The sequence below is a fragment of the Desulfonatronospira sp. genome (assembly GCA_003563255.1).
Classification (GTDB): Bacteria; Desulfobacterota; Desulfovibrionia; order Desulfovibrionales; family Desulfonatronovibrionaceae; genus Desulfonatronospira.
Genome location: PWSL01000363.1, coordinates 16,717 through 29,657, shown reverse-complemented (window position 1 = coordinate 29,657; position 12,941 = coordinate 16,717). Strand labels below are relative to the sequence as shown.

Annotated in this window: 10 protein-coding genes; 4 read left to right on the top strand and 6 right to left on the bottom strand. The window is 48.8% G+C overall.

Going from position 1 to position 12,941, the window contains the following annotated elements:
• Positions 1 to 282 precede the first annotated feature (282 nt).
• Positions 283 to 1,974: an MraY family glycosyltransferase gene (locus tag QZP87_RS10630; RefSeq protein ID WP_291322900.1), complete on the bottom strand. Its 1,692-nt coding sequence runs from the start codon at positions 1,972 to 1,974 to the stop codon at positions 283 to 285.
• A gap of 731 nt (positions 1,975 to 2,705) precedes the next feature.
• Between QZP87_RS10630 and QZP87_RS10625 the strand changes: the two genes are divergently transcribed.
• The 3 genes from QZP87_RS10625 to QZP87_RS10615 all read left to right on the top strand — a co-directional run bounded on the left by QZP87_RS10625 (position 2,706) and on the right by QZP87_RS10615 (position 5,525).
• Positions 2,706 to 4,505, top strand: coding sequence for a S8 family serine peptidase (locus QZP87_RS10625; protein ID WP_291322899.1), 1,800 nt, complete (start codon positions 2,706 to 2,708; stop codon positions 4,503 to 4,505).
• 2 nt (positions 4,506 to 4,507) lie between these two features.
• Complete coding sequence (locus QZP87_RS10620) at positions 4,508 to 4,963, top strand: nuclear transport factor 2 family protein (RefSeq protein WP_291322898.1); 456 nt, start codon at positions 4,508 to 4,510, stop codon at positions 4,961 to 4,963.
• Between the two features lie 97 nt (positions 4,964 to 5,060).
• Positions 5,061 to 5,525: a hypothetical protein gene (locus QZP87_RS10615; RefSeq protein ID WP_291322897.1), complete on the top strand. Its 465-nt coding sequence runs from the start codon at positions 5,061 to 5,063 to the stop codon at positions 5,523 to 5,525.
• Between the two features lie 101 nt (positions 5,526 to 5,626).
• On the opposite strand, the gene QZP87_RS10610 is transcribed toward QZP87_RS10615, so the two are convergent.
• The 5 genes from QZP87_RS10610 to QZP87_RS10590 form a co-directional block, all read right to left on the bottom strand.
• Entirely contained in the window at positions 5,627 to 6,019 is a 393-nt protein-coding gene (locus tag QZP87_RS10610; protein WP_291322896.1) for a hypothetical protein, read from the bottom strand.
• A 227-nt stretch (positions 6,020 to 6,246) separates the two neighbouring features.
• Positions 6,247 to 7,122: a glycosyltransferase family 2 protein gene (locus QZP87_RS10605; protein WP_291322895.1), complete on the bottom strand. Its 876-nt coding sequence runs from the start codon at positions 7,120 to 7,122 to the stop codon at positions 6,247 to 6,249.
• Between the two features lie 383 nt (positions 7,123 to 7,505).
• The gene (locus QZP87_RS10600) at positions 7,506 to 7,799 is read right to left on the bottom strand and encodes a hypothetical protein (protein WP_291322894.1); all 294 of its coding nucleotides are present in this window, start codon (positions 7,797 to 7,799) and stop codon (positions 7,506 to 7,508) included.
• Positions 7,800 to 7,834: 35 nt separating this feature from the next.
• Positions 7,835 to 9,187 (bottom strand): hypothetical protein, encoded by a 1,353-nt coding sequence (locus QZP87_RS10595; RefSeq protein WP_291322893.1) that lies wholly within the window; start codon positions 9,185 to 9,187, stop codon positions 7,835 to 7,837.
• 84 nt (positions 9,188 to 9,271) lie between these two features.
• Positions 9,272 to 11,743, bottom strand: a complete 2,472-nt coding sequence (locus QZP87_RS10590) for a sulfatase-like hydrolase/transferase (RefSeq protein WP_291322892.1) — start codon at positions 11,741 to 11,743, stop codon at positions 9,272 to 9,274.
• Positions 11,744 to 12,042: 299 nt separating this feature from the next.
• On the opposite strand from QZP87_RS10590, the gene QZP87_RS10585 reads away from it, so the two are divergent.
• Positions 12,043 to 12,924 carry a glycosyltransferase family 2 protein gene (locus QZP87_RS10585; RefSeq protein ID WP_291322891.1) on the top strand — a complete coding sequence of 294 codons (882 nt, stop codon included), beginning with the start codon at positions 12,043 to 12,045 and terminating at the stop codon, positions 12,922 to 12,924.
• Positions 12,925 to 12,941 lie beyond the last annotated feature (17 nt).

Below are 12,941 nucleotides of genomic sequence, written 5' to 3'. Positions count from 1 at the left end.
GGGCAAATCCTGCGCCGTGCGCACTGCCCGTATAAGCAAAACAAACCAGCACCACTGCCAGAACAATCTTTTTCCAGTTCATGTCCCCTCCAGTCCGGTTTCACAAGGTTAGCTTACACTGCATAATTTTAACACTACTCAAAACTCTGGCATGCCTAGTCCTTTTCCGGATAAATGGCAATATTCCGGAACAATTTTAATTATCGATATAAAAAGTATATGAATTAAAAAATTCAGACCCGGCCTCAATTCATCCGGAATGCCCTGGAAGTGATTTGCGGGCTAAATACCGATCACTGCTGTGAGTATCAGCAATACAAGCATGTAGATGATGAATCTGCGGTTGGAGGAAGGGATCCGCCTCAACCAGGCCTTGAGCATGAGGAAAAGAGGAATGGAATATAAAAAGCTCTGCACCAGATGGATTCTTATATGCTCATCAATCTCAAAAGAATAGTGAAGGAGAATCGGGGAGACAATGGCTGCACCCAGAAGCAGTATTTCAAAACAGCCCGGAACCAGAACCCTCAGCCTGTATGTTCCCCAAACACGCAGGACCGTCCACACCCCGGCAATACCTGACAGGCAGAGCATATATGGTCCAAACCAGGTACTTTGAAAAAATTTGACATGATAGATAAGCAGAACCGAAAAAATCCCGAAGAACATAAGCACGTGAGCTACGGGCATATGGTGTTTTTTGTCCTTCCATGGATAGTATATGACCATGAGCACGGTTATGAAGAAAACGTAATATGCCAGCCCTGCTCCGGTCTGCCCCGGGATAAGTGCAGGGACCATAAATCCGGTCCAGACAAGCACAAAAAACATTTTTCCCCGGCTCGATGTCCAGGTTATCAGTCTGCCTGCTCTTTTTCCAGGCCTGGCAGAAATATAAACCGAGTCGATCCCCTTATCCAGGTCTCCGGCCCTCTTCTCCAACAACCAGATCCCGCTGTACAAAAGGACATAAAATCCCAAAAGGGAATAAAACTGCACCCATTCAGGCCATGGACGAACCAGCCAGGCGCACATCCCCATAAAAAACATAAGCCCGTAAATAGCGCTCACAGTAACTTGGTGGCTTATGCCCAGTGACATGAGGCGGTGATGCAGGTGATGCCTGTCAGGCTTGAATGGATTGCTGCCACTGAGCAGACGCCGGAACATGACGAACAGGGTGTCCCAGATGGGAAGGCTGAGAATGATCAGGGCGGTTATCGGGAGATATTCCTGTCTGCCGGCTACTTCTCCCTGGGTCAGGACTATTGCCGCTGCTGCCAGAGAAAACCCCAGAAACATGCTTCCTGAATCGCCCATAAACAGGCGGGCCGGATGGATGTTGAACCGCAGAAAACCAAGCAGGGATCCGAAAAGGCCGGTGAGGATCAAAAGATAGATCCAGCTTTCCTGGGCATAGGCAAAGGGAATGAAAAACAGGCAGGCAATCCCGGCCATGCCTGCAGCCAGACCGTCCAGGCCGTCTGACATGTTGAATGCGTTTATCACCCCGACCATGGCGAATACAGTCAGCCAGGGAGACAGCCGGCTCAATTCGAAAGATCCGATTCCCAGTATATCCCCCAGGTCTTCCAGCCATATCCCTCCCAGATACATAAATAGAACTACGGCCATGATCTGGGCGGGGAACTTGTGTTTGCTTGACAGTTGATACTTGTCGTCGGCTAGCCCGGTGAAAAGAAGGACAGCGGCTGCGGACCAGTAGGCAAGGAGTTCATTGCTCCACTTGAGCATAACACCCAGGGTAAGAAACACGGCTAGAGCAATTGCCAATCCGCCTGCCCTGGTTACGCATTCAGGATGTTTTTTACGCCCCCCGGGCGTATCTATCAGCCCAACTTTCCACGCTAGGCGATCCGCTAACAGTGTCAGCGCCAGAGCTGATATCAGTGAGACGAAAAAAACCAGACCCAGGATAATGATATCCTGGACCTGGTGCTCGCATAAGCCCATCTAATATGAACCATCCGGAGTTAGAGGCGAACAGAAAAAAAAGCCTATCTCACACTTGATCAAATTCTATATGATATTAACTGAATTAACTGGTTAACCATCATCCCCGCAGTGACAGGATAAAAACCCGATATTGGAGAACACCGGAAATAGGCGGGATTGGACTTTTGCAAATTTAACCGACTGGAATATAAACAGCAGGTCAAACCCAGATTGATATGTATTTTCAAAATAACTCATAAGAGAGCAAACATCAAGAAAAAGTAGCCTGCTGAATATTATGATCAAACCTGCTTATCTGCGGGTTCCCAAACAATGGACGCAGCCTGAAAACCTTGCCTGAAGAGTGCTTTTTCTTGATAGATATTAATATCATGTTTGCTTATCACATGAAAACAGGGGCTGCTTATTTTGATAAACCGATATTCAACTCCATGGCATTATATGAAAGAAGTTTCTTTTTTCAAATACTACAGCAAATCTTTTTCCACTCTCCCCTGCATAGCAGGGGGCTAAGCTCTGGAGCTACATTCTAAAAAGTCAAAAAGGATCCTTCTAGAAAAAATTCCTTAATTTCCATATTGTTGACTGCAAATTAAACTGTAACATCAACCCCGAAAGTTGAGCAGTTAACAACTTGACTGTCGGAAAACAATTTTATAAAAGCACTTTAACCAATAAAAATATTTTCAAAGCATTTTTGACAATCAGGTTTAATTCCCGGGGTAATCTTGAGAATCGCTTCACTGATTATTATACTGAACCTGATCCTGTTTTTTGCCGACCCAATCCAGGCTCAAACCGGACCTCTCCCACACAAGGGCCAGGAAGCCTATGTCCCGGGCCAGGTTCTGGTTAAATTCAAATCCGATACTGGGAGAAATGTCACCTGCCAGAAAGACATCTTGTCGACCCACAGCCTTCAGGCCCTCAAGCATTTTCCCCTGACTTCCACCGCACTGGTATCCACCAACGCCAGCGAAAGTGTACTCGAGGCGGCAAGCAGGCTCATGCAGCTTGATGAGGTGGAATATGCAGAGCCGAACTACAGACGATATCTCCTGGAAACTGTACCCAATGATCCTGAATTCTCACGGCAATGGGCTCATCAGAACATTCAGAGCACCAGAGCCTGGAGCTTGGAAACCGGGAAACCATCGGTTATCGTGGCCGTCGCCGATACAGGGATCGACTACACGCATGAGGATATCCTGGACAACATGTGGCCAGGCCTTGGCAGAAACTTTATTGATCAGAACAATGATCCCATGGACACCAATGGCCACGGGACCCTTATAGCAGGGATTATCGGGGCAGTGGGCAACAACGCCAAAGGCATAGCCGGTGTGAATTGGAGGGTTTCTCTCATGGCCCTGAAATTTATCGGACCTGAGGGAGGCACTGTAGCCGATGAGATCCAGGCTATTGAATATGCCTTGCAAAGAGGAGCCAGGGTTTTCAACATGAGCTTCGGCAGTTACCAGCCGTCGGTTATTGAAAAAGAGGCCATGGCTGCGGCAAGCAACATCCTCTTTATAGCAGCCGCAGGAAACGAGCTGAACAACAATGACTTCAGCCCACTATTTCCGGCAAGCTATGACCTGCCCAACATCATATCTGTTGCAGCCACAGGGGTGAACGATAATATGGCGTCTTTTTCCAATTACGGACCTAATACCGTGCATGTGGCAGCCCCCGGGTCTGGAATCCTGAGCACGATTCCAGGAGACAGGTACCGCCTCTACAGCGGCACGTCCATGTCCACGGCTTTTGTCAGCGGCCTGGCCGGGCTCATACTGGCCCGCAATCCAGGCTTCACTATAGATCAGCTCAGGAATCAGATACTGCGCACAGCTGACAAGCTGCCTGAACTGGAAAGCCATATTTTGACCGGCGCCAGGATCAATGCCCATCGGGCATTAACCCTGGCTGTTTCCGGACCGGAAATTTTCAGGATCAATCCGTCCAGCGGCCAGATCGGCTCTCAGGTAGCCATCCTTGGTTCAGGTTTCCTGAATGCACCAGGCAGGGTTTATTTTCCCGACAATATTGAAGCTGAGATAGTTTCCTGGAGAACTGATAAAATCGTCTGCCTGGTTCCTGAGGAGGCAACATCAGGAGGCGTGAGGGTGGTCACTTCCCAGGGGGCCAGCAACAGAAAACACTTTGAGGTGAGCATTTTCCCGGCCCGTACCAGATTTTCATTTCCCTTTGCCAGTACTTATGAGGGCTGGGACCAGTATCTGGTCATTTCCAACATGTTTGAACGCCCCATAACAGTTCATGCCCTGGCTTCAGGTTTTTCCGGGGAATCCACGCTGATGGTCATCACTCTGCAAGCCTATGAAAAAAAGATCTGGTCTTTATCTTCTTTTGGCATTCTTAATGATTTTATTACGCTACACCTGCAGTCGGACGATTTTTTCGGCGCAACCATGTTTGCCCTCAGGGATAAAATAAATATCGAACCTTTTCACCCAATGCCCTGGGGGCCTGACTCTATATCAATTACCCCGCCTGTTAGGAGATAGCTATGTGCCTGAAGACCACAGCTAAGATTATTGCAGGATTATGTGTTCTTGCCCTGGCTTCATGTTCAGCTCCTGGAAAGGTTCAGCAAAATACTGAAGAGGATTTGTCCGGGAGGGCCAGTTTATACTGGCAATCATTTACTGCCAGGGACTGGGACCAGCTGGAGAAACTCATTGATCCGGAAATCGGGCAGAAAGCACATGCGTATATCCAGTCTCTCCGGGAAAGCAAACCCATGGCGGAATATCTGTCCTTTGAAGAAAAAGATTTTGAGATTGAGGGAGACAGGGCCACGGTCACTTATGAGCTGGAAATAGTTTACCTGTATCCCATGCTTCAGGGCCTTCCTGCCCAGAAGCGGCTGTTCACCCACGAATGGGTCAAAAGAGACAGTCAATGGTTTGTTGTAATAAAACAACCCAACCTGAGAGAAATTTTGGAGTCAATAACTGATTAGTCGGCATGAGGAGGTGATGTCATAGTTTTATTCATTAGTCAGGAGGCAGGCCTTTTGGAATGACATTTTACTGCTGAAAACGTAAAAGGAGTCAGGTATGAAAAGGTATGTTATTTCTGTTTTTATTGCTTTTTTGCTGGTTTTCGGTCTTTTTGGACAGGCTGCGGCCCAGGAAGAACAGATGAAGCTTCCTCAGTATATCCTTGACCATTACGATAACAAGGATGAAAAAATAGCAGGAGTTGTATGGTTTCCTTTTGTACCCACAAACCCTCCCGGTTTCCAGTGGGAAACATTTATTATTGTGTCCAACTGGTCCGGGGTAAACACTGCGGTCAATGTCTGGGCCACTGATTTTGGTCAGGACCCCATGCTGAGACAGGTTCAGTTAGGCCCCTTTGAAAAGAGGATATTTACCTTGGCTGACTGGGGGATCCGCAACTCCATTGCCGACGTGTTCATGATCGCCACCAATCAGCCTATGGGCGGTGCGGCCATCATGCTCAACCCCATGACCGGTGAGTTCATCACCGCGCTCCCGCCCATCACCATCGGCTTTTAGTTCTTGATCATGACCTCATATCAACAGAGAAGCCCTTCCCCCCAGACCGGGAGAAGGGCTTCTTTTTTGACAAGTAGAACATGCCAGCAGCCGTATTGATGCTATTCTGTCTCTATACTTCTGATAACTTCGATTTCAGCATGATCCACTTCAGACTGGTCTCGTAGCAGATCTATCACCTCTTCACCTGTCAGATCCCGGGATTTCACCAGCAGCAAAACCCTGCCCTGAGTTACAGTCATTGGCGGATAAGCTTTAATTACTTCCAGGCCCAGATTGCAAGCCATTTTTTCCGCCTCCTGAACAGTGATATGGCTTTTGAATCGAACCAGGATTTCCTGTTTTTCTGAAGCCCCAGGTTCATCAGGTTTCACGGCCATGTCTCCTGCATGCAGGATATTTCCCATATTCATGAAAGCAATGCACACAGCCCCCAACAAAGCCAGGAGTAAAATCAGGTATGGTTTCAAGCCCATGCTTGTTTTGCATCTCATCTCAAATAAAGAGACTCCTGAAGGTTTACGCGTTTACTCTAATGTCTTTAACTCAGAGATCCCCGGCTGCACTGATCAAGCTTTGCGCTGCTCCTTTCCTTGCACCGTGCAAATGTCAACATAATTTTCAACATCCTGGAAACATTCATTTTAATCAATACATAATATTTTAAAATTATTCATGTGTAAAGTCCAACAAAAATATTAAAAGCTGCATCGTTCCAGATTTAAAATTGAGCTTTTTTCGGAGCAGCCGGTGTTTTTAAGTTTTTTTCAGACTTGCTATTGCTGATCAAAGAAATGGTCTGTTCGTTCAGCATCTCTCTTTGTTCGTCTTCGTACAAGCCCCATTTGTTGAAATACTTAACAGCAGAGGAAACGTGGGTTAGAAGAGCGGACCAATTTTTCCTCGAGGCCCTTTCAAAATCATGGCTTATGGAAAGCTCGGGATAATAGATAATTTTGTAATACAGGCTGATCCTTCTGATAAGATCAAAATCCTCAAAATACAGGAAAAACCTTTCATCAAAAAGCCCCGCCCTGCGCAGGGCGTCGCACCTCAAAAACATGAAGCATCCGGACAGGGACGGCGCCTGGACCGGACGATCCAGATCAAGGTCATGCAGCTCATATGCCCTGTTCACCTTTTGCACCAGACTGGAGGGAAGCAGGGGATGGAACAGTCTGACCAGAAGCCATCCGGGCCTGGGCATAAGCTTGGCCAGACACTGGTTGCGCCCGTCAGGGTAGCAGACCATGGGCATGACGTTGCCCACGTCGGGATTGGCCTCCATGTAATTGTAAAGCTCTTGGATCACCTTGCGGTTGAAATAGACATCCGGATTGAGCACCAGATGATATTTGGCACCCTGTTCCAGAGATTTTTTCATGGCCAGGTTATGAGCTGCGCCGAACCCGATATTGTGCGGAGTTTTGATATACTGAATTCGGGACAAGATGCCTGGATCAAGGCGCAACGGTTCAGGAGAATTGTCTATGACAAGTACCTGTATATCCAGGCTGCTTCCGGCCAGGACCTTGAGGACAGTATGGACCTGTTGCGGGGTATTTTTGTAAATTACTATTGAGGAGAATATGGTCATTTATATGGTGCATAATATAGAGTTGAATATTCAATGTTCACCTGTCTGCCGCCAGCAGGCCTGTCTGCCGCGCCGCAGGCACGGCGCACAGGCAGAAGGTTCACCATGCGCTTCGTGTGGTTCAAGGCCTGCCACGCACTTTGCGTGGTTAAGACAATAAATTCAGGCTGAAAAGGCACATACGATCTCAGACAGTCAGGAGATTAAACAAAGTCAATAAAGACAGGGTATTGATCCAAGGAGCTTTGACTGTCCGTATATAACATGCAGGAAATTATAACTCCTGGTATCAGACCCTGGAAAGGAAAACAGAGAGCTGTACCAGTGCTTGACTCTTCAACCTTCAACCTTGAACTCTGAACTTTCCTCGATCTCAGGGGTTGTTATTTTCTCCCGTACTTACCATCTGAAGCGTAAGTCTGTGTGTCGGTGTCAGACGAATCCTTGTTCTCCGGCAATTCATCCCTGGGTTTATCTTTTCTAAATCCAAAAAAGGATAAAAGACGGCGCCAGTACAGCCTGGCAACCACAACAGCCGCAGCCAGACCGCCAAGAATGCCCTGCAGGATCATGCTGCCTGTCCCTGGATCCAGATAAGCATAAGCATTGCCGGCAAACAGAAGCATAAGCCCGGTCAATAAAAAAACAACCATAAGATGTCGAATAAGCTTACTCATAAAAAATCTCTCTTTTTTAAAATAAACATCTTGGGTTAACCTTCAATTTTTTTCATCAGATAAAGGACCCTGTATGAGTCCCTGATGACCTCCGAGCGCCTGATGCTGAAAAAACGCGAGAAAGCAGCCTCAAAATGAGCCTGGTCATATGCATCGAATATGTCATCGCGTGAAGCAAGAAGCCTTTGCACCTGGCTGTCCTGCTTGGGTACAAACTCGATTATCAAATAAGTACAGAGCTTGTCAAAAAAAGAAGCCAGCTTGTCCAGGGGGACATTATTGGAGATAGCCAGATGGTGAACCAGGGCCAGAGCCATGACACAATCCACAGGGCCTCTCTGAATCAATGAACAGCGTTCCCTGCTCTCCCATCCCAGACCTGGAGCAGGATTAGTCAGGTCTTGAAGCAGAGGAAGCAGATTGTGTTCTTTTTTAGTCCTGACCTGCCGGTAGTTCATATCCACTGCAACGGGATCGATATCAAAGGAAACCGTATAACTCCCCATTTCACTTGCCACCCGGCTGAACTCCCCGGTATTGGCCCCCAGATCACAGACCCTGGAGGGCTTAACTGTCTCGAGATATTGCCTGACAAGCGACCTTTTTGTTTCAAAAGCAGCCCGGGAATAATTGGTGGAGTCGTAATAATCCCCCCATTCAGAAGCCCTGAAACGGCAATTTAGTTTATTGACGGTTCGGCGCAGTCCCTGGACAATACCTGCCAGCCCGGTCCTGCTCACCGCCCTGGCCCTGCTTTTTCCTCTGCTCTTGTCTGGGAGTGTTTCGCTGTAAGCTCGCTGGGTCCTGGCATGAATGTGCAGGTGCAAGGCCAGACCCGGACTGAACCTGGTGGAACAGGGCAGCAGAATGCAGGCCAGATCCAGGGGTATTCCGTCGATGTAATTTGTGAGCAGCCTGCCCAGCCGCACGTCCTTTTTGGCCATCAAGGCCAAAGGGGCCAGAAAGTGCTGGCAGAACTGCCTGTAAGCCACCCATGCCTGACCTTCTTGGTAGCTTTCAAAGGACAGAGTGTCTATCATTATTGGGAGACCGTGCTCAAACTGGATATTATAGGCCGAAGCATCCTTGAGGGTCATGCCGTGTTCCAGGGCAGTGAGCTGGATATCCAGGGTAAGCAGGGCCGCGTCTTTAAGCTGGCTAAAGCTCCACTCATAAGGATAGGAGATAAAATTTATTCTTGCCGGCTGCAAAATCCTGTATGTCTGGTCAGTGTCCAGACCAAGCTTTTCCTTTGCCACTTCCTCATGCTGAACCAAAAATCCATTCCTGGTAAGCCGGGCATAAAGACCGCTCTGCATCATTTGCTCATAATCTGACCGGCCCTGCTCATTTATCTGCCTGTACAACACTCCATCCTGCTCAAACATGAATCCGCAGGGATCTCTGAATGAGGCCGGCAAAATTGAATGTTTTCTGTTAATGATTCTTCCTCCGTACAGGATCTTTCTGCACTAATCCGTCCATTGCAGTTCCCCGGCCTTTTGGTCTTTGGAAACAGCTATGACCCTGATATCGCCTGGATCATTCTGTTCTGGATCAAACGGGATCTGCACCTGGAAACCGCTGTGCAGCATGGACTCCCGGTTAAAATGCTCGGCAACATCCCTTCTCTGTACTCGAGTCCCGGTCTCAGCTAACAGTCTCTTCCCGGAAAAAACAAGGATGGCCTCTACAGACTGATACTGTTTGTCACCGGCCCAGCCCCGGATAAGCATGGTATTGTCTCTCCGGGCCGAATGATCCACATACCCGCGGATCTGATCCTGTCCGGATGAAATGAAAACATGATTCTTTTTGTCCAGAATCAGAACTTCCCTGCCATCCGTCCGACTTTGAATCTTCACTGCGGACATTGCTTCCTGGGCACAGAGAATTCTGACCAGAGATGGTTCATCCTTTCCTTCTTTGATGCGGAATAATTGTAAATTGTTATCTCCGGGCTCAAATGCGCCGGGAGGCAGCAAGGCTGTAAAATATCGTTCCATCTGGAGCCACCTTGCAGTGGTTGTAGTGGCCCTGATCCGGCTGTTCAGCGCCACTGCCAGGGGCAGATCCAGCTCATCCGTGCCGGATATATATCCTGAAAAAAGAGCGGGCAAGAAACCGGAATCCGGGTCTACAGTCCGGAAATGGGCTGTCATTTCACTGTGGAACCGCAACTCATCCGACTGGTATAATGACAATTCAGAGAGTTCCCTGCCGATCAGATCTTCAAATGGGCCCTTTGTTACCAATCCATCCAGGGAAGTTCCGGAACCGAAATACTTTAGCTGCCACTTCAGGCGTGGAAAACCGACAATCTCTTTGTCCTTGAAGGTCAAGTCCTCTGTAAGCTCAATCTCCTCCCTGAGCCATGCTTCCTTGCTGAACATGGACCTTCCGTGCACCTCCCAGGGCAGATCAATTTCCAGAACATCCGCTATAGTGGGCAGAATATCCAGGCCACTGACAAGCCGCTCTTTGATCTGTCCCTGCTCCTGCCCCGGCAATTTGACCAGCATGGGAACCTTTAAAACATCCCTGGTGGTTTCTGGCGTGATGCCCCTCCTGAGAAATCCCGGCTGGAAGGAGACTCCATGGTCCGCAGTAACTATGACCAGGCTTTTATCGTAGATGTCCTTTGTTTTAAGCTTCTGTATCAGCCTGCCCAGCAAAAGATCAGTAAACCCTACTTGTTGGAGGTATCTACCATGGGCAGCATGAACCAAGGTTTCTTTTTGCGACCAACCAGAAGATTCATTACGGATACCTGCTGGAAAAATAGGGCCTGTATCCTGATTGTATCTATGGCCCGTGGACAAATACTCATATGGCAAATGTGGCATTATTATATGCAAAAAATGCAGTTGCTCAGTCCGGCTGGAATCAATTCCTGCAATAAAGCTCTCAAACTGTTCTCCACGCCGGTCCATGCCCCTGGGTTGATCAGCAGCTTGATCATCCCGATCAACAACCGTCCCGGCAAATCCGGTCCATTGCCCGTCCAGTGCAGGCAGTCGGCGGGCCTGATCAGGTGGAGCAATTATATGCAGATAGATTATGCCCAGGTCAGCCCAAAAGGTATCAGCTTTCCTGGTTTGCGCCAGGGCAAGATCCGGATCGCAAACAACCTGGGGACAGAGGTTGGTCTCTGCTTCCAGGACATTGACTTTATACTGGCCGCCCAGGAGGGTAAACAGGTTCTGGGGATGGTCGGCTGCCGTGGGGTTTAATCCATCCCTGGCCTGTCTGCCTGTAAGGATAGCCGGCAAGGCATGCATGGTCTGCGTGTGTGGACCAACTGCATTGGGGAACCAATAGCTCTGCTCCGCAAGTTGAGCAAAATTGGGAAAACGTACCTGATCAATACGCCCGCTCTCATCCAGCAATGCCCTGGTATTCAACTCATCCAAAACTATCAAAATCACCGGGACAGGCTCTTTAATTTGAATATCGCTCAAGGCCTGCACATCCTGAGGCATCACCAGGCGGGAAACAGGGGTCATGAACAGAAACCACAGGGGAAATATTATAATTGCAGGCGTAAGGACACTTACGATAGTGCCTACAGGGCGAAGAAAAGCATAAAGCACTGTAAACACAATACCCGAAAGCAAGGCAAATCCCAGGATCAGGAAATCGTCCGCGGGCAACAGGCGCTTGACCAGAGGCAAAAAAGTCAGCACAACCAGGCTGCAGACGATAAGCAGGTGCAAACCGCGCTGCAGCCCACGACCCAAAGGAATCAGGAGCAGCTTCAGCAGACAAAGGGCCAGGGGAAGCCCTACAGATAAGACCAGCACCAGGCCGATTATGAGCACAGGACTGGTCCTGTGAGATACCAGGAACTCAGGGTTTTGCCTCAGAAGATCGTAGACGGGCTGGGCCACGGCAAAGCCTGCCAGGACGAAAATATGCAGGCATCCCAGGAAGAAGCTTTTCATGTCTCTCATAAACTCATGCCCTGAAAAAATGTTGCGGGAACAGCTGTTCCTGGGGTAGCTTGAGTATTCTGTGTCAGGACAAAGTGGTCCATAAAATTATATTTATGATGATTAATGTTTGAAAAGGCATTGCCATCAGAAGTCAGCACTAACTGACACATCGGCACTGGTCAAGGCTGACAATACGGACAGTACTCCCTGATCAACCTCTTTGCATGCCAGGAGTCGGTAGTCGGTAGTCAGAAGTCAGTAAAATCAAAGAGTTGCGTAGAACATACTTTTGAAACTGCGAGGCAGATTTGCCCAATAGTTCTTCAGACGAGTTGTGCGTGGCGGTTATCCTGTCGGTGCATAACGGACAGGCATACCTTGTTCCTCAACTGGACTCCATACTGGGCCAGACCTGGCAGGACTTTACCCTTTATATCCGAGACGACGGCTCCACAGACAACAGCCCTGCCATCCTCCAGGAATATGCCCGCAAGGATTCCCGAATCAGGCTGATCAAGACCCCTGGCGGCAACCTGGGTTTGACCCCTTCCCTGAAGATCCTGCTCCAGGCCGTCCGAGCCCAAATAATCTTTTTTGCTGACCAGGATGATCATTGGCTGCCCCATAAAATACAGACCATGATCAGCAGCGTCCCAAAATCCCTGAACACAGAACCCTGGGTGGCCTTCTCTGACCTGGAAGTTACCGATTCCCAGCTGAATACAGTGTACCCTTCTTTCTGGAGCCTGGCCAAAATCAACCCTGAGAAAACCTCCTTCAGGCATATTGTGCGCAGAAACTGTGTCACGGGCTGCGCTTGCGCCATAAACCGCAGGATGCTCCAACTCGTACAGGAAATGCCTGATCAGGCCCTGCATGACTGGTGGTTGGCCAGCCTGGCCTCATTACAGGGGCGCTTGATACCAGTCAGGGCACCTCTTGTACGTTACAGACAGCACGACAACAATGCCATCGGCGCTCAACAAGGCGGCCTGGGCCGAGCCAGAACTCTTCTCAACAAACCGGGACTGCGCAAATCCTATTGCCGGCAACTGGAATCTTCCTTGGACCACTTGCTGGAACTGGCCCGCATCGAGCCAATTAAGCGTAATCTGTTTCGCAGCTGGCTGATAAAAATAGAGATCTGTAAAAGAAAGTGTCTCAAGAAAGTAGCGGGCAGCTTTTTATGATTTCCCTGTACCCGCTT

Coding starts and splice junctions, on each gene's coding strand:
- QZP87_RS10630 (WP_291322900.1), bottom strand. CDS start 1,974: ATGGGCTTATGCGAGCACCAGGTCCAGGATATCATTATCCTGGGTCTG.
- QZP87_RS10620 (WP_291322898.1), top strand. CDS start 4,508: ATGTGCCTGAAGACCACAGCTAAGATTATTGCAGGATTATGTGTTCTT.
- QZP87_RS10615 (WP_291322897.1), top strand. CDS start 5,061: ATGAAAAGGTATGTTATTTCTGTTTTTATTGCTTTTTTGCTGGTTTTC.
- QZP87_RS10610 (WP_291322896.1), bottom strand. CDS start 6,019: ATGAGATGCAAAACAAGCATGGGCTTGAAACCATACCTGATTTTACTC.
- QZP87_RS10605 (WP_291322895.1), bottom strand. CDS start 7,122: ATGACCATATTCTCCTCAATAGTAATTTACAAAAATACCCCGCAACAG.
- QZP87_RS10600 (WP_291322894.1), bottom strand. CDS start 7,799: ATGAGTAAGCTTATTCGACATCTTATGGTTGTTTTTTTATTGACCGGG.
- QZP87_RS10595 (WP_291322893.1), bottom strand. CDS start 9,187: ATGTTTGAGCAGGATGGAGTGTTGTACAGGCAGATAAATGAGCAGGGC.
- QZP87_RS10590 (WP_291322892.1), bottom strand. CDS start 11,743: ATGAAAAGCTTCTTCCTGGGATGCCTGCATATTTTCGTCCTGGCAGGC.